We start from the raw sequence: 20,506 nt of genomic DNA, 5'->3' as shown, positions 1-20,506 counted from the left end.
ATGAATTCACGAAGAGATTTTATAAAAAAAACAGCTTTAGGCGGAACTGCTCTTGCAGTTGGAAGTTCGGCAATGGCAATGAGCGCTAAAAGCTACCGCAAAATTATAGGTTCTAACGATAGGATTAATGTGGCTATAGCCGGTTTGGGAAGAAGGTTAGGTGCTTATTTTGATCCTATTGCTCGCAAAGATTCTAATGTAGAACTCCTGTATTTATGCGACGTGATGGAAAGTCAGCGGGTAAATGCATTAGAGCGTTTTTCAGAACATATAGATTACAAACCAAAACTTGAAAACGATATTCGTAAAGTTTTTGACGATAAAAAGGTAGATGCCATTATTAACGCTACACCAGATCATTGGCACACCCCGGGCTCTATTATGGCAATGAAAGCCGGGAAGCATGTGTATGTTGAAAAACCTTCCAGCCATAATATGTTTGAAAATGAACTGCTGGTAGAAGCTACTAAGAAATATGGAAAAGTGGTGCAAATGGGAAATCAGCAACGCTCTTCAAATCATACGATTGAAATTATAAAGGATATTCACGAGGGGGCGATTGGTGAAGTTTATAAAGCAGTGGCATTTTATACAAATGCACGTGGCGAGGTGCCAAATCAGAAAAAAGCATCTGTTCCGCATGGATTAGATTGGGATTTATGGCAGGGACCGGCACCAAGAAGAGAATACACTGAAGAAACCTGGGATTATAACTGGCACTGGTATGGTTATAATTATGGTACAGCCGAATCCGGAAATAACGGAACCCACGAAATGGATGTAGCACGTTGGGCATTACAGGTTGGAATCCCGCTACGCACCGATGTACAATCAGGAAAACGACATTTTAAAGATGACGGCTGGGAAATGTACGATACCATGGAGGCTACTTTTAAGTTTGCAGACAATAAGGTTATTCAGTGGGATGGTAAAAGCCGAAATGCCTACGATACCTACGGTGGCGGCCGCGGCACCATAATTTATGGTACCGATGGTGGCGTATTTGTAGACCGTGAGAAATATGTGCTTACCAATAGAAATGGTGAAATAATTAAAGAATACAATTCAGCATCTGATGAAGCCGGGACAGCTTTAGGGGGTGGAGGAGATATGTCTACAGCGCATATGCTTAATTTCTTTGATGGAATACGCGGCACAGCCAAACTAAATGCGCCCATAGATGATGCAAACATAAGTATGACCATGGTACACTATACCAATATTGCCGATCAATTGGGTAGAGGCTTTGATATAGACGATAAAACAGGAAGAATTTTTGACAGGCATGCGATGAAGCTTTGGGGCCGTGAATACGCCCCCGGGTGGAAACCTGAAATTTAACCTCTGGGTTAATTTTTCTATAAACTATTTTAGTAAAACCTTATCAAAATCATAAGTGCAGAGAGTTCTTATTTAATACCTTAGCCGCTCATAACGCCCCTTATGAATAATACTAAAATTGATGAGAATAAGGAGATAAAAAGGCTTCAAACCTTACTTTCCTATAATATTCTTGATACACCCTACGAAAAAGATTTTAATGAGCTAGCGCAGCTTATTGCCCTAATTTGCGATGTCCCCGTTGCTTTTATTGCAATGATAGACGATAAAAGACAGTGGTATAAAGCCAAGGTAGGTCTTGATGGCAGTGAAACACCGTTAGAAGAAACATTCTGCCAATATACTGTTAAGCAGGATGAACTGGTTGAAATTTCTGATGCTCGTTTAGATGAAAGGGTAAAAGATAATCCTCACGTTACTTCAGAAAATGGAATTCGGTTTTATGCCGGGATGCCTTTAAAGGCTGAAAACGGCCATAATATTGGGACGGTTTGCGTTGTAGATGGCAAACCAAGAAAGCTTGATGCCCAGCAAAGACAAGCCTTGAAATTACTTACCAACCAGGCAATGCACCTCATAGAAGCCAGGAAAAAGAATAAAAGTCTGGGAAAGGAATTAAATAGTATTCTCGAAAAACGAATCGCACGCACAGAAAAGAAACTCGAACTCAAAGAGAGCGAGAATAGATCCTTAATGCAGGCGATTAAAAATTCTAGCGGAGTTGTAGAATTTAAACCAGATGGAACGATAATTTCTGTAAACCGAAATTTTGAAGAAATTTCAGGATATACTGAAAAGGAACTGTTAGGGAGTCCTCATCATAAGTTTATTACTCCGGCCGATTATGCTGAAAATAAGCAACTATGGGCTTCTCTAAGAAAATGTGAATATAAAACGGGTCGTGTACGTAGAATCCATAAAGATGGATCTGAATTTTATTTACAGGCGTCTTATAATCCAATTCAGGACCTGGATGGGAATGTGATAAAAGTGGTAAAGATTTCACAGGATATTACTAAAGAAATTGAAGCAGAAATTTCTTTGGAAAAGGCCAAAGAAATGGCCGAAAGCCTTAATGAACAGAAAGATAACTTTATTGCAAATGTTAGTCATGAAATTAGAACACCAATTCACGCAGTTTTAGGATTTACCGATCTTTTACTGGAGAATGAAAAAGACGCGCATAAAACAAATTATTTAAAAGCGGTAAAAATCGCAGGAGATTCCTTGCTATTTATTGTAAATGATATCCTGGATCTTTCAAAAATGGATGCAGGCCTATTACAAATAGATAAAGATGTTTTTGATATTAGGGATGCCGTAAATAGAGTGTTTTCAATTTTACATTTAAAGGCGCACCAAAAGAAAATTGGGTTTGAACCGCATATTGAATTTAATGTTCCTGCTTTATTAATGGGAGATAAAAATAGACTTTCGCAGGTACTTATTAATCTTTTGGGAAATGCTATAAAATTTACTTCAGAAGGAAGTGTGAAATTATTTTTAAGTGTGACAAAAGAAACTGCTGATAAAACAATATTGAAATTTAAAGTTTCAGATTCCGGAATTGGTATTCCGAAGAATAAATTGGAGACTGTTTTTCAACGTTTCTTACAAGCAGATAAAAATACCTCTCAAAAGTATGGTGGCACAGGTTTAGGACTAAATATTTCCAGACAGTTGATAGAAAAACAGGGAGGAACAATTGAAGTAAAGAGTGAACCCGGAAAAGGAACCGATTTTATTGTTGAAATTCCTTTTGAAAAAGCCACTCAGGAAAAACAGCTTGTTAAAGATGCGAAAGATAATTTTGAGGAAAAGTATTCAGGAAGAATCTTAATTTGCGAAGACAGTGAACTAAATCAGCGATTGGTAAAGGCCCTTTTAAAAGGAAAAGGTCTTGAGGTAGATATTGCTTCTAATGGAGAAATAGCTCTTTCGTTTTTGAGGAAAAGCACTTATGACCTGATTTTTATGGATGTTCAAATGCCGGTCAAAAATGGGTATGACACTACGAAATTTCTTAGAAAAGAAATGGGGTTAAAAACGCCTATTGTAGCATTAACAGCTAACTTTATGGCTACCGAAAGACAAAAATGTGCTGAGGTTGGTATGGATGATTACCTGGCCAAACCTTTTCAGAAAAAACAATTGTTCGAAAAGGTTGAAAAATGGGTACAGGGATAAAAGGATTAAAATTTGCGCTGAATAGCCTGTACTAAATTATAGAGTTAATAGGGAAATAGATTAATTTGTAAAAATGGTTAAAGTATAGCAAATTTGTATTATTTTTATAAAGTATGCCCCGTACAAAAACCAACTTGCTAACTTTTACGTATATCTACTCCACAACAAAGTTTTTTGGCGAATAACATTAATGTAGTACATTACGCACGAATTATGAGGGTTGATGTGAGAAATAATTATTCTAAATATATACTTGTTTTAATACTCCTTTTTTTCTCTCAAGTAGTATTAGGACAAAATCCTCCAGAGCCTAGTCCAACTGCAATTCCTCCACCCCCAGGTCTTCCCATAGATTTTGGAATTTCAGCTTTAATCGCTGCTGGGTTAGCGCTGGGTATTCATCATATTAAGAATAGAAAATAATTACTTTAAATCCTGCAGGCGTTTAACGTATTTCCCAATAACATCAAATTCCAGGTTTACAATAGCTCCTTCCGTAAGGTTTTTAAATGTGGTATGTTTGTAGGTATAAGGAATTATAGCGACGCTAAATTCATTTTTCTTAGAATTTACAACAGTTAAACTCACGCCATTTACGGTTATAGAACCTTTCTCAATCGTAATATTTTGCAAAGTTGGGTCGTAGTCAAAAGTGAACTCCCAACTGCCGTCTCTCTCTTCTACCTTTTTGCAAATTGCGGTTTGGTCTACGTGTCCCTGTACAATATGGCCGTCTAAGCGGTCACCTAACTTCATTCCACGTTCCAGGTTTACCGGTGCGCCTTCAGCCAAATTCTTTAAATTCGTTTTTTCCAGTGTTTCGGCTACTGCAGTAACGGTATACTCATTATCCTTAATTGAAACCACAGTTAGACAAACGCCGTTATGCGCTACACTTTGGTCTATTTTTAATTCGGGCATCATTGCTGCTTTAATGTGAAAATGCATATTTCCCCCTTCGGTTTCTATGCGGCTTACTTCTCCTACTTCTTCAATAATTCCGGTAAACATATCTTTGGATTATTCTTACATTTGTGATGTAAAAATATAAATAAACACGGGAAGTTTAATGAAATAGCCCAGAACAAATCCAGATTTAATTTTGGATTGAAAATGGTAATTTATTAGCAAGAAATATTCCCACTAATTATAAGCAGATGAAGCAAGCAGAAAAGGTGAAATTAGGAATAAGCATAGGAGACTTAAATGGAATTGGAAGTGAAATAATGCTTAAAACCTTTGATGATTCCAGGATGTTAGACTTCTGTACCCCGGTAATCTTTGCTTCCACTAAAGTACTCACTTTTTTAAAGAAACATTTTAATCTTTCCCTTAACTACCAGGGAATAGATGAGGCTTCAAAAGCTATAGATGGAAAAATTAATGTTGTAAATGTTTGGAAAGAGGGGGTAAATATCAATTTTGGCGAAGAAGATCCTAAAATTGGTGAATATGCTTTTAAATCGCTTCAGGCTGCAACAAAATCGCTTAAGGAAAATGAAATTGATGTGTTAGTTACGGCACCTATCAATAAACACAGTATCCAGTCGGCTGATTTTAATTTTCCCGGCCATACCGATTATTTAGCTAAGGAACTTGAAGGGGAGAGTCTTATGTTTATGATTACCGACACCTTAAAAATTGGTTTACTTACAGATCACGTAGCACTAAAAGATATTGCGAATACAATTACCCCAGAGTTAATTGAAAAGAAACTAAACATAATTCAGGAAACCTTAAAACAGGATTTTAGGGTGCAAAAACCAAAAATTGCTGTTTTAGGAATAAATCCGCATAGTGGAGATAATGGAGTAATTGGAAAAGAAGATGAAGAGATTTTAAAGCCTACCCTTCAGAAATTACGTGATAAAGGCGATTTGGTTTTTGGCCCATTTTCAGCCGATAGTTTTTTCGGTTCAAAAAATTACGTAAATTTTGATGCAGTGGTGGCTTCTTATCATGACCAGGGTTTAATTCCGTTTAAAACACTTTCTTTTGGGAATGGGGTGAATTTTACCGCTGGTTTAAGTAAGGTAAGAACCTCGCCAGATCACGGTACCGCTTTTGAAATAGCTGGAACAAATTCGGCTAATATTAATTCTTTTAAAGAAGCTGTTTTTCGAGCAATAGAAATTCATAAATGCCGTGAAGAATATAAGGAACTCACCAAAAACCCTTTAAAGAAACAGGGTAGAAAGTTATAAACAAAAATTTGTTTATAACAGCGCTCTAATTTATTAATTTTTATATATTTGCACCCGCCTAAGCCGAAGCGGCCCGGGCAAGAAATTGACGATGAGATGAGGAAATTAGCAGCGTATACAATTCCTTTTGTGGGATTAAAGCTGGGAAAACACCAGTTTGAATACGATATTGATAATGAGTTCTTTGAGCATTTTGAGTACGACGATTTAAATAGTGCCAATGTTAAAGTTGATTTGTTGTTGGAGAAGAAAACAACAATGATGGAGCTTACTTTTAAAGCTTCGGGTGCTGTAAACGTAAATTGTGACCTCACAAATGAGCCATACAATCAGCCTATAGACGGCAGTTTGTTTTTGGTAATTAAGTTTGGAGAAGAATTTAACGATGAAAATGAAGATTTACTTATTTTGCCACACGGTGAATTTGAAGTAAATATTCAGCAATATATTTACGAACTTATAGTTTTGTCTATACCATTAAAAAGGGTGCATCCCGGGGTAGAAGACGGTACTTTAGAATCTGACGTACTTGATAAACTTGAAGAATTAAGTATTAATAATAACGAGAATAAAAATGATGAGGATGAAATAGATCCTCGCTGGGATAAATTAAAAAACTTATTAAACGATAAATAACAGCAAGCCATGGCACATCCAAAGAGAAAAATCTCGAAAACCAGAAGAGATAAAAGAAGGACACATTATAAAGCTTCGGTACCTAAAATAGCTACAGATCCTACAACAGGAGAGGCGCATTTGTACCACAGAGCACACTGGCATGAAGGTAAACTATATTACCGAGGCCAGGTATTAATTGACAATACCGAAGAAATAGAAGCTTAATTTAACATAGAGCTTTAACTTTTTATAAAAACTCTCACCCACGTGAGAGTTTTTTGTTTGAAGTTGAATAAGTGCTAAAAAGACCTTAATTTGCACCCCCGTTCAAAGAAAAATTAGTACTTTTCTTTTTAAGTTTTTACGTTTTTTTAGAACGTAAAAGGGGTTAAAAGTCAAATCTATGAATAAAATCACAGCAGCAATTACCGCTGTGGGTGCTTATGTGCCCGAAGATGTGTTAACCAACAAAATGTTGGAAGAAATGGTTGAGACCAATGATGAATGGATTTTCAGCCGAACCGGAATACGAGAACGCCGAATACTTAAAGACCCTAATAAAGGAACTTCATACTTAGGAATAGAAGCAGCTAAAGATTTATTAGAAAAATCTAATCTCGATCCAAAAGAGATAGACCTTGTTATTCTTGCATCTGTCACTCCAGATTTACCTGTAGCTGCAACCGCAGTTCACGTTGCGACCCAAATAGGTGCTATAAATGCTTTTGCTTACGATCTTCAGGCAGCATGTTCAGGATTTTTATATGCAATGTCTACCGCTTCAGCGTATATAGAATCTGGTCGGTACAAAAAAGTACTGGTAATTGGAGCCGATAAAATGTCTTCTATTATTGATTATACCGATAGAACTACGTGTATTATCTTTGGAGATGGCGCCGGTGCAGTACTTATGGAACCAAATGAAGAAGGTTTTGGCTTACAGGACGAGCTGCTTAGAAGCGATTCTATTGGAAGGGATTCTCTTAGAATAGAAGCGGGAGGCTCTTTAATGCCACCTACTGCAGAGACTGTAGCCAATAAATTACATTATGTGAGACAGGACGGTAAAACGGTTTTTAAATTTGCAGTTTCCAATATGGCAGAAGTTAGTGCTAATATTATGGAACGTAATAAATTAACCAATGAAGATGTAGACTGGCTTGTGGCGCACCAGGCAAATAAACGAATTGTGGGGGCAACGGCTAGCCGCATGGGACTGGAAGATAAAAAAGTGCTTATGAATATTGAGCGCTACGGAAACACTACATCGGCTACTTTGCCTTTATTGCTTAGCGATTTCGAGAAGCAATTTAAAAAAGGAGATAATTTAGTTTTTGCTTCATTTGGGGGCGGCTTCACCTGGGGGGCGACCTATTTAAAATGGGCATATAATTCTTAAAAAAACCAACACCCTATTATTATGGATTTAAAAGAAATTCAGAATTTAATCAAGTTTGTAGCCAAATCTGGTGCCAGCGAGGTAAAACTGGAAACGGGCGATGTAAAGATCACCATTAAAACAGGCTCAGACGAGAAAGAAACTATTGTTCAACATGTGCCAATGGGCGGCCAAATGCAGCAAATGCCTGCACAGCCACAGCCTCAACAGCAACCTCAACAACAGGCACCTGCTCCTTCTCAGGAAAGTGATTCCCAGAGTAAAGAAGAGCAAAAAGCACCTGCAGGAGAAGATTCAAATTATATTACCGTAAAATCTCCTATAATTGGAACATTTTACCGTAAACCTTCTCCAGATAAGCCAACTTTTGTAGAAGTAGGAGATTCAATTAAAGAAGGTGATGTGCTTTGTGTAATTGAGGCTATGAAACTTTTCAATGAAATTGAAAGCGAAGTTTCAGGGAAAATAGTAAAAGTATTGGTAGACGATTCTTCTCCTGTAGAGTTCGACCAACCATTATTTTTAGTAGATCCATCATAAATTACTGCCCATTTAGCTTAAGGGAAATTTTTCCCGGGCCAAAAAAACAATAGGTATGTTTAAAAAAATATTGATTGCAAACAGGGGCGAGATCGCATTGCGCATACTTCGCACCTGTAAAGAAATGGGAATTAGCACCGTGGCGGTTTATTCTACCGCAGATGCTGAAAGTCTTCACGTAAGATTTGCCGACGAGGCCGTTTGTATTGGACCTCCGCCCAGTAATTTATCATATTTAAAAATCTCAAATATTATTGCTGCTGCAGAAATAACCAATGCAGATGCTATTCATCCCGGTTATGGTTTTCTTTCAGAAAATGCCAAGTTTTCAAAGATTTGTGAAGAGCACGATATAAAATTTATCGGCGCCTCTCCAGATATGATCGCGAAAATGGGAGATAAAGCTACCGCAAAAGCCACTATGAGAGCTGCGGGAGTTCCTTGTGTTCCAGGATCAGAAGGGGTGATGAAAGATTTTAAGGAATGCCAAAAACTTGCGAAAGAAATAGGCTTTCCTGTAATGCTAAAAGCTACCGCCGGTGGTGGTGGTAAAGGAATGCGAGCCGTTTGGAAAGAAGAAAATCTTGAAGATGCCTGGGATTCTGCCCGCCAGGAAGCAGGCGCTGCTTTTGGAAACGACGGGATGTATATGGAAAAGCTTATTGAAGAGCCTCGCCATATTGAAATTCAAATTGTAGGAGACAGCACGGGTAAAGCCTGTCACCTTTCAGAAAGGGATTGCTCGGTACAACGCCGTCACCAAAAATTAACCGAAGAAACTCCATCTCCTTTTATGACCGATAGCCTTCGAAAGAAAATGGGAGAGGCCGCAGTAAAAGCTGCCGAATATATTAAGTATGAAGGTGCCGGTACCGTAGAATTTTTGGTAGATAAACACCGAAACTTCTACTTTATGGAGATGAATACCCGTATTCAGGTAGAACACCCAATTACCGAGCAGGTAATAGACTACGATCTTATTAGAGAGCAAATTCTTGTAGCGGCAGGAGTGCCAATTTCTGGGAAAAATTATTTCCCACAGTTACACTCTATAGAATGCCGAATTAATGCTGAAGATCCTTTTAACGGTTTTAGGCCTTCACCGGGAAAAATCACGAATTTGCACGCTCCCGGCGGTCACGGAGTACGAATAGATACCCACGTTTATAGTGGATATATTATTCCGCCAAACTACGATTCTATGATCGCGAAATTGATCACTACTGCCCAAACCAGGGAAGAAGCGATCAATAAAATGAAACGCGCCTTAGATGAATTTGTAATAGAAGGGATAAAAACAACGATTCCTTTCCATAGGCAACTTATGGATCACCCCGATTATATTGAAGGGAACTACACCACTAAGTTTATGGAAGATTTTAAAATGAAACCACTCGAAAAAGAGGATTAAGTTTTTTCAGTGAATCTAAATATAAGACCTCACAGGTTTCCAAAACCTGTGAGGTCTTTTTATTTACTGGATTTACGTTATTCTGAACCTGCCCTGTCGTTCAGCAGGGATTGTATCAGAATCTAACAAGTTACAAATACAAATATGCTCTGAACTTAAACCAGGTTGATTAGAATTTTCAGACAGCCTCCTTTTTTAATTTCGTATTTTCATTGAAAATTAACTCATTCAATGAACTTTTCTTACTGGGAAACCAAAACCTGGTTTTCAAATATCGATTTTTGTATTGTAGGTAGCGGAATTACCGGGCTAAATTGTGCGCTTGATTTAAAAACACGGTTCCCGAAATCGAAAATCCTGATTTTGGAACGCGGAATTTTACCCAATGGTGCGAGTACAAAAAACGCCGGATTTGCCTGTTTTGGAAGTGTTTCAGAGATTCTTGACGATCTAAATTCACATTCTGAAGAGGAAGTGCTACAACTAGTACAAAAACGGTTAAAAGGTTTAAAATTGCTTCGGAAGAATCTTGGAGATCAAAATATTCGCTATAAAGAATATGGCGGTTACGAACTTTTTGTCAATGAGGATATAACTCTTTTTGAAGAATGTAGGTCGGCTTTACCACAACTTAATAAAATGCTGAAACCAATATTTGGAGACGCTGTTTTTAGTGTTCAAAAAGACAGTTTTGGATTTAAAAATATTCAAAAAAAACTCATTTTTAATCAATTTGAAGGGCAATTAAATACCGGGAAAATGATGGAAGCTCTGCTACATAAAGTGCAGAAGTCCGGCATCAAAATCCTGAATAATATTACAGTTGAAGGATTTGTAGAAACAAAGAACTCAGTAAAGATTAAAACCGATAAATTAGATTTTTCAGCAAATAAATTATTGATCGCTACTAATGGATTTTCAGAAAAATTGGGAATTGCTCAGGTAAAACCCGCCCGCGCCCAGGTTTTGATCACCAAACCGATTAAAAACCTGGAAATTAAGGGTACATTTCATTTGGATAAGGGTTATTATTATTTCAGAAATATTGACGATCGTATTCTTTTTGGCGGTGGCAGAAACCTGGATTTTAAAACCGAAGAAACTACCGAAATCGCTCAAACGAAACTTATTCAGCAAAAACTGGAGAAATTACTAAAAACCACAATTTTGCCTGAAACTGCTTTTGAGATCGATGAACGCTGGAGCGGTATTATGGGCGTTGGAAAGCAGAAAAATCCGGTCGTTAAACAAATTTCAGATAATGTTTTTTGCGGAGTTCGCCTTGGCGGAATGGGTGTTGCTATTGGCAGTTTAGTAGGGAAAGAACTTTCAGAATTGATAAAATGATTAAAAAAATATTCAAATTTCTATTGAAACTTGCAGGAATTTTACTCCTGTTTTCGCTTTTAATTGTATTGCTGTTCAAATGGTTTCCGGTACCGTTTACGCCGTTAATGGCTATTCGATATTTTGAAAATCCTGAGGAGAAAATTCAACATTCCTGGGTGCCACGACAAGATATTTCCCGGCATTTGCAACTTGGCGTAATTGCCAGTGAAGATCAAAATTTCGTAAAACATAATGGTTTTGATATTGAAGCTATAGAAAAGGCCATTGAAGATAATCAGAAAGGAAAGCGGGTACGCGGCGCCAGCACAATTTCCCAACAAACCGCAAAGAATGTATTTTTATGGCCGGGGAGAAATTGGTTAAGAAAAGGCCTGGAGGTATATTTCACTTTTTTGATCGAAACTTTTTGGAGTAAAGAAAGAATTTTAGAAGTTTATCTAAATAGTATTGAAATGGGCCGCGGAATTTACGGCGCAGAAGCTGCTGCACAGCATTGGTTTAACAAATCGGCTGCAAATCTTTCTGTCTACGAAGCTGCTGCAATTGCGGCTATTTTACCGAATCCTAGAGAATACCGGGCAAATCCTGCCAGTAATTATATAAATCAAAGAAAAAACTGGATTGTAAGGCAAATGCAGAATTACGGGAAGTTTAGTTTAGAGTAAATCAGTAAAAAAATTACCGTCAATCTGAACTGGTTTCAGTTTTTTAATTGGTGAGGATTAATGAACGCTTAGAACTCCGAACAAATATCGGAGCATGCTCTGAAATAAATTCAGGATGACGATTCTACAAACTTCTCATATTTCAAAAAGAGAATAATCTATGAATGCAATAAAAGAAAAACTTTATATAGCCTGTGAAGCTTATGTGGACGAACGTATAAAGCGTATTGAAGCTGCTATGGCCGGACTTGAAAGTGATCTGGAAAACGAAACCAAAAGCAGTGCGGGCGATAAATATGAAACCGGCCGGGAAATGATAAACCTGGAAATAAATAAACTAGCCGAACAGCTACAGCAATTTAAAAATCTAAGAAATACGCTTAATGTTGCTAAAAGCCGAACTAACAATGGTTCCGCTCAATTAGGAACTGCGGTAAAGACCAATATGGCTAATTATTTTATCGCGATCCCGGCAGATCGTATTATTGTAGATGGCGAAGAGTATTTTGCCATTGGCGCCAATTCCCCAATCGCGCAATTATTGCTTCATAAAAAAGCCGGTGAAGAAATTACATTTAATGGAAAATCAGCTGAAATTTTGGAAGTCTTTTAAATTAAAATGATTAGGCACGAATTCACGAATATTCTATAAAATAGCTCCCCTACTTTCAAAGGATGGAATGAATTCAGCGCAGCTGAAGAACGGGGTGGTTGGACAACCGATAAAATAACAACTGAAAAACTTTTTGATATCAAACCCCTTCGGCCTACGGCCACCTCCCCTTGAAAAAATGGGAGGAGCTTTAATATTTTTTCCCGAGCAAATATCTATAAATACTGTGCCAAGGAAGAAGGTACGACTGAAGCAATCTGCACAACTGAAACAGTCATTCCAAAGATTACCGCGCTCCTGAGTGGCTCGTTTGACGCTAAGATTGAAGAAAAAAACTTCGGAAAAGAGACTAAAACAATTCGTGTATTTGTGGCAAAGCTTAAACTACTTCAACCTTGATTTAATTAATTTTTCGGAAACTTTGAGACTTATCTTTTTCCCTTCTTTTAAAGCTTTCGAATGATTAAAATAAATGATTTTCCCGTTTAAATCGGCTTCAATTACCCAGGTTTCGCCTTTAAACCAGGATTTTTTTACTTCGGCTTTAATTCCTGCTTTTTGGGTAAGTTTAATTTCTTCGGGGTAAAGAATTACTTTTTTTCGACTGCTTTCATCTTCAGTCAGCTCCTTTAGTATTAACTCATTTACATCGCCGAAGAGGGACGCCACATACTTATTAGGCGGATTTTGATATAATTCTGCCGGAGAATTTTCAGCGTAAATTTTTGCGTTTTTTAAAACAATGGTTTTATCGGCAAAAGAAAGTGCATCGGTACTATCGTGGGTGGCGACAATGCAGGTGATATTGTTTTCCTTTAAATAATCAAAAAGTCTGCGGCGTAAATTATTTTTTCTAAAATGATCTATATGGCTAAAAGGTTCGTCCAGTAAAAGCAATTCGGGTTCATTGGCCAGTGCTCTTGCAAGAGCTACGCGCTGTTGTTGCCCACCGCTTAAGAGTTTCGCTTTTTTATTGGCTAGCTCGGTCATTTCAACAACTTCCAGTAACTCTTTAATACGTTTTTTCTTTTTTTGAGGATATTGGTTACTAAGATATTTCCCAATATTATCAGCAACACTTAAAGGAAGCATTAAATCGAAATCTTGCGCGAGATATTTTATAAACGGCTCGCCTGGCACAAGGTTAAAATTGGGGCCTAAAAGTTCTTTTTCTCCCCAAAAAATCTTGCCATCGGTATGCAGCAGGCCGTAAATAAGTTTTAGTAACGTACTTTTTCCGCAGCCGCTTTCCCCAATTACAGATAGGTTTTCTCCTTTTTCCAGTGTAAAACCGATATCTTTTAAAACCGGTTCTTCAGCATAGGCAAAGGAGACATTTTTGAGTTTCAGCATAAATATTTTTTGTTCCTACAAGGTAAGCTTTTCAGACTTTTCCGGTAAGAAACTATACATCGTCGTAATCTACCTTTAGTTTTGGGGTAAGCGGTTGCGCCTGGCAGGTAAGAATCAAGCCTTCTGCAATCTCTTCATCGGTAAGGATTTGATTTTTACGCATTTCGGCTTTTCCTTCTACGATCCTGGCAATACAACTGCTGCAAATTCCGCCCTGGCAGGAATAAGGCACATCTAAATCGTGCTCCAAAGCGGCGTCTAAAACCGTTTCTTTGGTATCCATAGAGAAAGTGGTTTCCTCATCGTCTACCATAATGGTAAGTTCAGTTTGGCCTTCTACATTGGTTTCTATAGCTCCCGTTTCTTCAGAAGTAAAAAGTTCGTAAAGAATTTTGTCTTCGGTAACGCCGTTTTCTTTTAAAACATCGCTTACCTGGTTAATCATTTCTTCAGGTCCACAGAGGTAAAAAGCATCAAAGGCGTGGTCTTTAAACTTGTTTTTCACCACAAAATTCACCGTACTGGTTTCAATTCTTCCAAAATGTGAATTGTCTTCCCGGGTACGACTATATACAAATTCAATAAAAAGTCTATCGGGGAATTTAGCCTGAAGTTCCAGCAATTCCTTGAAAAATATAGTTTCTTCTGGAGATTTATTTCCATAAGTAAGTACAAACCGACTTTTTGGTTCTTCGGCTAAAACAGTTTTTATAATAGAAAGCACCGGGGTAATCCCGCTTCCTGCTGCAAAGGCTGCATAATTTCTAGCTTCACCGGTAGGTTTTAAAATAAATTTCCCTTCTGGCGGGTGAACATCTAAAACATCGCCGGCATTAAGTTTATTATTGGCAATTACAGAAAATTTACCGCCTTCAACTTCTTTCACGGTAACTTTGAATTCTCCTGAATTTGGTGCCGAGCAAAGCGAATAAGCACGTCTTAATTCTTCGTCGCCTAATTTTATTTTTATCGTAATATATTGGCCCGCGTCAAACTTAAACTCTTCTTTTAAATTTTCTGGAATATTAAACGACAAGCTCACTGCCTGCGGGGTTTCCCTAATAACTTCTTTTATTTCTAACGGAAAAAACTGACTCATCAAAAATTTATTTTTGGCAAAAATACAAAGTATGTGAAATTAAAGAGTGTAACAAATACCTAAATTTCTATACATGTAAGGTAAATATGCCCGTAACCTGATTATACTGGTGTTTTATTTTGGGTATTTAATCATTTTGGGTTAGTATTTTTAATCCCGTTAATGGGTTAAATTATTAAATTATGTTTAAACGGTTTTTATGGTTAGAATGGAAATCTTTTTTCCGTTCCGCAAGTGTGGGGAAGAGTATTGGATTAAAAGTTCTGCTTATTTTCCTGGCTTTATATTTTTCTGTAGCATTTCTCGCTTTGGGAATTGGTCTTTATCCTTTGCTGCAGGAAACTTTTCCAGACCAGGATCCTTTACAAATGGTAAACCGTTTTGTTTTACTGTGGCTGGTTTTTGAACTCGGTTTTAGGTTTATGCTGCAAACACTGCCGGTTTTAGATATAAAACCACTTTTAAATTTGCCAATTCCCAGACGAAAAGCGGTGAATTTTGTACTGCTTAAGTCTATGTATTCCTTTTTTAACTTTCTGCCATTATTTATAATTATTCCCTTCGGAATTTTTTGCATTTATAAAGGTGATTATGGAATCTGGAATATTCTGGGTTGGATGGTAGCGATGATTGCCACAACTCAATGCATAAATTTTCTAAATTTTATTATTAAAAAGAAATTTACCGATAATCTAAAAGCATTAATTCCCGCCATTCTTTTAGTAGTGATTTTGGGCGCACTGGAATATTTTGAAGTTTTTGAGATAAGTTTCTGGTTTGGCAAAATGATGGATTACCTGGTTTTAAACCCTTACCTGGCTATTGTACCTATAATTCTGGTAATTGCTTTTTATAAATGGAACCAACTTAACCTGGAAAGCAAGTTTTATCTCGATGCCGGTTTAAAGGAAAAACAAAAAGATGCCGATACAAAAGATTTTGTTTGGACTAAAAAATTTGGAGCCCTTGCGCCTTTTCTTCAATTAGATTTAAAACTAATTTGGAGAAATAAAAGACCAAAAACAACAATTTATATGTCCTTGCTTTTGTTGTGCTACGGTTTATTTATTTACCCTAGCGATATGTATGGGCATCCAGCTATGTATGTATTTGTCGGTATTTTTATGACCGGAATTTTTATGATCAATTTTGGTCAATTTGTGCCTTCCTGGGATGCATCTTATTATCCAATGATTATGTCGCAAAACATCCCGTTAAAAGATTACCTGTCTTCCAAAGCGATGTTAATTAGCTTTAGCGTAATAATACTGGCTATTTTAAGCACACCTTATATTTATTTTGGCTGGAATATTTTATTGATAAATATGGTGGCCGCTTTATATAATATTGGCGTAAATGTTCCTATTTTGCTGTATTCAGGCTCTTTTAATAAAAAGAGAATAGACCTGGATAAAAGTCCGTTTATGAATTATCAGGGCACAGGCGCAGCTCAATGGATAGTTGGCCTACCCTTAATGTTTTTACCAATTTTAATCTTCTGGCTTCTGGATTATTTCATAGGATTTGAAGCAGGTTTAATTGGGCTTTCCGGCTTGGGAATTCTTGGTCTGCTATTGCGATCTAGTTTAATGAAATACATTGCCGGAGTTTACCAAAAAAGAAAATACGCAATGATTAATGGTTTTAAACAAACCGGCGAATAAAATTTATAAATATGATAACTGCTACAAACCTTAGTAAAATATACGGAGGCACAAAAGTTCTAAATATAGATCATCTTGATATTCCAACAGGAGAAAGTTTTGGCCTGGTTGGTAACAACGGTGCCGGTAAAACCACTTTTTTCAGTTTATTGTTGGATTTAATTCAGCCAACCACGGGGAATATTTTTAATAACGAGATCACCGTAAGCCAGAGTGAAGACTGGAAACCTTTTACCGCTTCTTTTATAGATGAAAGTTTCCTTATTGGCTATTTAACTCCCGAAGAATATTTTTATTTCGTAGGGGATTTACGTGGCGCTAATAAAGCTGATATTGATGCTTTTTTAGCCAATTTTGAAGATTTCTTCCATGGAGAAATTATTGGACGTAGAAAATATTTACGAGACCTTTCTAAAGGGAATCAGAAAAAGGTGGGAATTGTTGCGGCGCTAATAGGAAATCCCAAAGTGGTGATTTTAGATGAGCCTTTTGCCAATTTAGATCCAACAACTCAAATTCGATTGAAAAAGATTATTAAAGATCTTACCGAAAATCGTGAAACCACTGTATTAATTTCCAGTCATGACCTTATTCACGTGACCGAAGTGTGTGAGCGAATTGTGGTTTTAGCTAAAGGTATACCGGTAAAAGATATTAAAACTTCTGAGGCTACTTTAAGCGAATTGGAAAGTTATTTTTCTGGTGAAGTAGGCGCGGCTCAGGCTGAAGAACTGTAGCAAATTGGTTTGCGTTTGTAAAAAGAAGCGTATTTTTGCACACTAAACAAACTGATTTTTAGTTATAAAGCCATCGAGAACCGGTTAATTTTGAATACAATTACCAAACTTACTTTATTGTTGCTCCTGGTTGGGAGCATCGCTGGCTGTTCACGCAAAAATAACACCTTTGTAAACCGAAACTGGCACGCCATTACTACAGAGTATAATACGCTCTATAACGGTAATTTAGGCCTGGAGCAAGGTAAGGAGGAACTCAACCAAAACTACGCCGATAATTACTGGGATATCTTACCCATTGAGCGTATGCAAATTGATGAAAACATCGTTTTGCCAGATAGCATCAGAAATCAGAATTTTGGCTACGCCGAAGAAAAAGCGGTAAAAGCAATTCAGCGGCACTCGATGCTGATAGAAGGAAAAGAAAGAAATCCGCAAATAGATGAAGCTTATTTATTGCTGGGAAAAGCCCGGTATTTTGATCAACGCTTTATTCCAGCGTTAGAAGCTTTCAATTATATTTTAAGACGTTATCCTGCCAGCAACAATATTATTCACGCCCGTGTTTGGCGAGAAAAAACCCATATGCGCCTGGATAATAATCGTCTTGCGGTGAATAATCTCAAAAAAGTACTGGATTTAGAGCATCTTGAAGAACAGGATATTGCTGATGCCAGTGCAACTATGGCCCAGGCTTATATCAATCTGCGGCATTTAGACAGTGCGGTTGTTCCCTTAAGGAATGCAGCCGAATTTACCGAAAACAACGAAGAAAAAGGACGCTATTTCTATATTCTTGGCCAACTTCATAATCGATTGGGAGAAATTTCTGAAGCAAACGCTGCTTTTGATGAAGTGATAGATTTGAACAGGAAAGCCCCTAGAATTTATATGATTAATGCCTATGTGCAAAAAGCCCGGAATTTTGAAATGGGGCAGGGCAATAATTACCAATTGCGGGAAATGCTTCGTGAATTGGAAGAAGACCGCGAAAATCGACCATTTTTAGATAAAATTTATTTCCAAATTGGTGAATATTATAACCGTTTAGATTCTGTAGATACTGCGGTAGAATATTATAAAAAATCGCTGCGTGAACCGGCGAGTGATATTTATTTACGTTCCATTAATTATGAAATCCTGGCCAATATTAATTTTGACCGAAGCAATTACCTGGCCGCCAGTAAATATTTTGACAGTACCCTGGCAGAGATGGATCCGCAACTAAGAGAATTTAGAACTATAAAAAAGAAAAGGGATAACCTGGAAGATGTTATTAGGTATGAAGACATAGCTTATAAAAACGATAGCATCTTGCAGTTAAGCCAAATGATGCCGGCTGAACAACTGGATTATTTTAAGAATTATACCACAGATTTACGAGCTAAATTAGAAGCCGATAATAATGCAGCTGCTATGCCTGTGAATTTACCGGCCATAGAAAGCAGGCAGCCACCAGCTTCTGCGCGTACTTTTTATTTTTATAGTGAAGTGAGGGTTCAACAGGGGAGACAGGAATTTTTGAATCAGTGGGGAGATAGGCCGTTAGCAGATAACTGGCGCTGGGCAGAAGTTAGTTTTGAAAGGGAAGATGCAGTGGCAGAAGAAGCCGGGCTTTCACAGCAGGTTTTAGACAACGATCCGCGGCTGGATCCTTATACCTACATAGATCAAATCCCGACAGATTTGGCCGTTTTGGATACCATAACCCGGGACAGGGATTTTGCGTATTATCAACTCGGAATAATTTATAAAGAGAATTTCAGGGAATATAAAATGGCGCAGGATAGATTGGAGGCTGTTTTAGAAATTTCTTCAGACGAACGCCTTATTTTGCCTTCTATGTATAATTTGTACCAGATTTACCAGGCCACAAATCAAAGTTTTAGGGCTGAAGAAATGAAGCAGGAAATTTTGGAGAATTACCCAGATTCCCGCTATGCCGCCTATATTTTGAATCCTGAAAGTATTAGAGAAGATGAAAATTCTCATGAAGCAATTTATGCAGAACTTTACCGAAATTTTGAGGCACAAAATTTTGAAAAGGCTATTGCTGAAACAAACCGTTATATTTCAGAATTTGCTGGAGATCCCATTGTTGCAAAGCTTGAACTTTTAAAAGCCCAGGCCAGCGGAAGACTTTTAGGTTTGGAAGCTTATAAAAATGCATTAAATCACGTGGCTTTAACCTATCCGCAAACCCAGGAAGGAAAAAAAGCCCAGGGAATTTTAAATAAAACAATTCCACAGTTAAGTGGTTTGGAATTTAATACCGACAGTCTTCAGCAGAATTATAAACTACTTTACAGGTTTGATATTTCAGAACAGGAAGCAGCTTCAGCCTTAAAAGAAAAAATAGAGACAGCGATTTCAGAAATTAAATACGATCATCTTTCAGTTTCTATAGATGTTTATAATCCGGAAACGATTTTTGTAATGGTACACGGCCTTGAAGATCTTAATCGTGCAGAAGGTTTTGCTGAATTACTTCAAATAAATGAAGATTATTTAGTGGAACAAGAATCAATGCCTATTTCCTCAGAAAATTATAGGATTATACAAATTCAAAAGAATTTAGAAGAATACCCACAACCGATCAATTAAGATTTTTTCAGCTTAAATTATGAAAAACGATAATTTAAATAAATACCTGGGTTTTGTGAATATTGCTTTCCAGATGGGAATTATTATCGCCGGAGGTGTGTTATTGGGCATTTGGTTAGACGGGAAATTTCCGAATAAATATTGGGCATTTACAATTTCCTTATCCTTGTTGGGCGTTTTTATAGCGCTTTACCAGGTTTATAGAAGTGTAATTAAAATGAGCGAAGAAGACGAAAAAAATGAAAAATGAATTATTAGCTTTCCTAGAGCGATTGCTTCCTTTTAGTATTTTACTATGGCTTATTCAATTCCTATTACAGCAGTATGTATTTGAAGTAGAATTTTACTATAGTAGTTTTAGTATTTATCTTTTTCATTTTCTGGCCACATTTCTAATTTATTTAAGCCTGGTTTTTGTTTATAAGAATTTCACCGATAAAACCGGGTTTGCATTTATGGGATTAAGCTTGTTTAAAATGGTAGCGGCGGTAATTTTTTTGCTGCCATTAGTCTTGAGCGAGGTAAATGCAGTCTTTGTAAATGTTCTTGCTTTTTTTATTCCTTACTTTTTGTTTTTGGTCTTTGAGACCCTGTACGCAGTGAAACTAATAAACAAGACTTAAAATACTGTTTATCAGTTATAATGATAAAAATAACGCTTTTGCTAAAATTTTAGTTGGGGTGCTTTCAAATAAAAATTAAAAGTATACCTTTGCAGCCG

General features: G+C 37.1%; 20 protein-coding genes. 17 read left to right on the top strand and 3 right to left on the bottom strand.

Annotated features, from left to right (window positions below; genetic code table 11):
- The 3 genes from BM084_RS09840 (at position 1) to BM084_RS09830 (ending at position 3,951) form a co-directional block, all read left to right on the top strand.
- Complete coding sequence (locus BM084_RS09840) at positions 1-1,341, top strand: Gfo/Idh/MocA family oxidoreductase (protein WP_075325448.1); 1,341 nt, start codon at positions 1-3, stop codon at positions 1,339-1,341.
- Between the two features lie 102 nt (positions 1,342-1,443).
- Complete coding sequence (locus BM084_RS09835) at positions 1,444-3,528, top strand: ATP-binding protein (protein ID WP_075325449.1); 2,085 nt, start codon at positions 1,444-1,446, stop codon at positions 3,526-3,528.
- 174 nt (positions 3,529-3,702) lie between these two features.
- Positions 3,703-3,951 (top strand): hypothetical protein, encoded by a 249-nt coding sequence (locus BM084_RS09830; RefSeq protein ID WP_143083641.1) that lies wholly within the window; start codon positions 3,703-3,705, stop codon positions 3,949-3,951.
- On the opposite strand, the gene BM084_RS09825 is transcribed toward BM084_RS09830, so the two are convergent.
- The gene (locus tag BM084_RS09825) at positions 3,952-4,539 is read right to left on the bottom strand and encodes a riboflavin synthase (RefSeq protein WP_075325451.1); all 588 of its coding nucleotides are present in this window, start codon (positions 4,537-4,539) and stop codon (positions 3,952-3,954) included.
- A 146-nt stretch (positions 4,540-4,685) separates the two neighbouring features.
- On the opposite strand from BM084_RS09825, the gene pdxA reads away from it, so the two are divergent.
- From pdxA to BM084_RS09780, 9 genes are all read left to right on the top strand, one after another.
- Entirely contained in the window at positions 4,686-5,732 is a 1,047-nt protein-coding gene (gene pdxA / locus BM084_RS09820) for a 4-hydroxythreonine-4-phosphate dehydrogenase PdxA (RefSeq protein WP_093304540.1), read from the top strand.
- Between the two features lie 96 nt (positions 5,733-5,828).
- Positions 5,829-6,368, top strand: a complete 540-nt coding sequence (locus BM084_RS09815) for a YceD family protein (protein ID WP_075327882.1) — start codon at positions 5,829-5,831, stop codon at positions 6,366-6,368.
- Between the two features lie 9 nt (positions 6,369-6,377).
- Positions 6,378-6,575 (top strand): 50S ribosomal protein L32, encoded by a 198-nt coding sequence (gene rpmF / locus BM084_RS09810; protein ID WP_037318365.1) that lies wholly within the window; start codon positions 6,378-6,380, stop codon positions 6,573-6,575.
- A 178-nt stretch (positions 6,576-6,753) separates the two neighbouring features.
- Complete coding sequence (locus tag BM084_RS09805) at positions 6,754-7,749, top strand: beta-ketoacyl-ACP synthase III (protein WP_075325453.1); 996 nt, start codon at positions 6,754-6,756, stop codon at positions 7,747-7,749.
- Between the two features lie 21 nt (positions 7,750-7,770).
- Positions 7,771-8,289 (top strand): acetyl-CoA carboxylase biotin carboxyl carrier protein, encoded by a 519-nt coding sequence (gene accB / locus BM084_RS09800; protein WP_075325454.1) that lies wholly within the window; start codon positions 7,771-7,773, stop codon positions 8,287-8,289.
- A gap of 55 nt (positions 8,290-8,344) precedes the next feature.
- On the top strand, positions 8,345-9,700 hold the full coding sequence (gene accC, locus BM084_RS09795) for an acetyl-CoA carboxylase biotin carboxylase subunit (RefSeq protein WP_075325455.1): 1,356 nt from the start codon (positions 8,345-8,347) through the stop codon (positions 9,698-9,700).
- A 231-nt stretch (positions 9,701-9,931) separates the two neighbouring features.
- Positions 9,932-11,047: an NAD(P)/FAD-dependent oxidoreductase gene (locus BM084_RS09790; RefSeq protein ID WP_075325456.1), complete on the top strand. Its 1,116-nt coding sequence runs from the start codon at positions 9,932-9,934 to the stop codon at positions 11,045-11,047.
- Positions 11,044-11,715 (top strand): monofunctional biosynthetic peptidoglycan transglycosylase, encoded by a 672-nt coding sequence (gene mtgA, locus BM084_RS09785; RefSeq protein ID WP_075325457.1) that lies wholly within the window; start codon positions 11,044-11,046, stop codon positions 11,713-11,715. Before BM084_RS09790 ends, mtgA begins: the two co-directional genes overlap by 4 nt.
- 160 nt (positions 11,716-11,875) lie before the next feature.
- Positions 11,876-12,328, top strand: coding sequence for a transcription elongation factor (locus tag BM084_RS09780; RefSeq protein WP_075325458.1), 453 nt, complete (start codon positions 11,876-11,878; stop codon positions 12,326-12,328).
- Positions 12,329-12,712: 384 nt separating this feature from the next.
- Here BM084_RS09780 and BM084_RS09775 read toward each other — a convergent pair whose 3' ends face one another.
- Together BM084_RS09775 and BM084_RS09770 are read right to left on the bottom strand one after the other, a co-directional pair.
- A complete protein-coding gene (locus tag BM084_RS09775) occupies positions 12,713-13,681 on the bottom strand; it encodes an ABC transporter ATP-binding protein (protein WP_075325459.1) in 969 nt (322 codons plus the stop codon).
- Positions 13,682-13,733: 52 nt separating this feature from the next.
- Positions 13,734-14,780, bottom strand: coding sequence for a ferredoxin--NADP reductase (locus BM084_RS09770; RefSeq protein ID WP_075325460.1), 1,047 nt, complete (start codon positions 14,778-14,780; stop codon positions 13,734-13,736).
- 182 nt (positions 14,781-14,962) lie between these two features.
- Between BM084_RS09770 and BM084_RS09765 the strand changes: the two genes are divergently transcribed.
- The 5 genes from BM084_RS09765 (at position 14,963) to BM084_RS09745 (ending at position 20,408) form a co-directional block, all read left to right on the top strand.
- The gene (locus tag BM084_RS09765) at positions 14,963-16,444 is read left to right on the top strand and encodes a DUF5687 family protein (RefSeq protein WP_075325461.1); all 1,482 of its coding nucleotides are present in this window, start codon (positions 14,963-14,965) and stop codon (positions 16,442-16,444) included.
- Positions 16,445-16,455: 11 nt separating this feature from the next.
- Complete coding sequence (locus BM084_RS09760) at positions 16,456-17,181, top strand: ABC transporter ATP-binding protein (RefSeq protein ID WP_093304538.1); 726 nt, start codon at positions 16,456-16,458, stop codon at positions 17,179-17,181.
- 90 nt (positions 17,182-17,271) lie between these two features.
- The gene (gene porW / locus BM084_RS09755) at positions 17,272-19,785 is read left to right on the top strand and encodes a type IX secretion system periplasmic lipoprotein PorW/SprE (RefSeq protein WP_093304536.1); all 2,514 of its coding nucleotides are present in this window, start codon (positions 17,272-17,274) and stop codon (positions 19,783-19,785) included.
- 19 nt (positions 19,786-19,804) lie between these two features.
- Positions 19,805-20,035 (top strand): AtpZ/AtpI family protein, encoded by a 231-nt coding sequence (locus tag BM084_RS09750; RefSeq protein WP_093304534.1) that lies wholly within the window; start codon positions 19,805-19,807, stop codon positions 20,033-20,035.
- On the top strand, positions 20,025-20,408 hold the full coding sequence (locus BM084_RS09745; protein WP_093304532.1) for a hypothetical protein: 384 nt from the start codon (positions 20,025-20,027) through the stop codon (positions 20,406-20,408). The genes BM084_RS09750 and BM084_RS09745 overlap by 11 nt, the downstream gene beginning before the upstream one ends.
- Positions 20,409-20,506: the final 98 nt, after the last annotated feature.

This window comes from Salegentibacter agarivorans (genome assembly GCF_900113135.1).
Lineage (GTDB): Bacteria > Bacteroidota > Bacteroidia > Flavobacteriales > Flavobacteriaceae > Salegentibacter > Salegentibacter agarivorans.
Note: the sequence above shows the minus strand (reverse complement) of the source record. Positions and strands in the feature narration are given on the sequence as shown.

Bases quoted from the DNA above. Each gene is read 5' to 3' on its own strand.
- BM084_RS09840 (WP_075325448.1), top strand. From the start codon at position 1: ATGAATTCACGAAGAGATTTTATAAAAAAAACAGCTTTAGGCGGAACT.
- BM084_RS09835 (WP_075325449.1), top strand. From the start codon at position 1,444: ATGAATAATACTAAAATTGATGAGAATAAGGAGATAAAAAGGCTTCAA.
- BM084_RS09825 (WP_075325451.1), bottom strand. From the start codon at position 4,539: ATGTTTACCGGAATTATTGAAGAAGTAGGAGAAGTAAGCCGCATAGAA.
- pdxA (WP_093304540.1), top strand. From the start codon at position 4,686: ATGAAGCAAGCAGAAAAGGTGAAATTAGGAATAAGCATAGGAGACTTA.
- BM084_RS09815 (WP_075327882.1), top strand. From the start codon at position 5,829: ATGAGGAAATTAGCAGCGTATACAATTCCTTTTGTGGGATTAAAGCTG.
- rpmF (WP_037318365.1), top strand. From the start codon at position 6,378: ATGGCACATCCAAAGAGAAAAATCTCGAAAACCAGAAGAGATAAAAGA.
- BM084_RS09805 (WP_075325453.1), top strand. From the start codon at position 6,754: ATGAATAAAATCACAGCAGCAATTACCGCTGTGGGTGCTTATGTGCCC.
- accB (WP_075325454.1), top strand. From the start codon at position 7,771: ATGGATTTAAAAGAAATTCAGAATTTAATCAAGTTTGTAGCCAAATCT.
- accC (WP_075325455.1), top strand. From the start codon at position 8,345: ATGTTTAAAAAAATATTGATTGCAAACAGGGGCGAGATCGCATTGCGC.
- BM084_RS09790 (WP_075325456.1), top strand. From the start codon at position 9,932: ATGAACTTTTCTTACTGGGAAACCAAAACCTGGTTTTCAAATATCGAT.
- mtgA (WP_075325457.1), top strand. From the start codon at position 11,044: ATGATTAAAAAAATATTCAAATTTCTATTGAAACTTGCAGGAATTTTA.
- BM084_RS09780 (WP_075325458.1), top strand. From the start codon at position 11,876: ATGAATGCAATAAAAGAAAAACTTTATATAGCCTGTGAAGCTTATGTG.
- BM084_RS09775 (WP_075325459.1), bottom strand. From the start codon at position 13,681: ATGCTGAAACTCAAAAATGTCTCCTTTGCCTATGCTGAAGAACCGGTT.
- BM084_RS09770 (WP_075325460.1), bottom strand. From the start codon at position 14,780: ATGAGTCAGTTTTTTCCGTTAGAAATAAAAGAAGTTATTAGGGAAACC.
- BM084_RS09765 (WP_075325461.1), top strand. From the start codon at position 14,963: ATGTTTAAACGGTTTTTATGGTTAGAATGGAAATCTTTTTTCCGTTCC.
- BM084_RS09760 (WP_093304538.1), top strand. From the start codon at position 16,456: ATGATAACTGCTACAAACCTTAGTAAAATATACGGAGGCACAAAAGTT.
- BM084_RS09750 (WP_093304534.1), top strand. From the start codon at position 19,805: ATGAAAAACGATAATTTAAATAAATACCTGGGTTTTGTGAATATTGCT.
- BM084_RS09745 (WP_093304532.1), top strand. From the start codon at position 20,025: ATGAAAAATGAATTATTAGCTTTCCTAGAGCGATTGCTTCCTTTTAGT.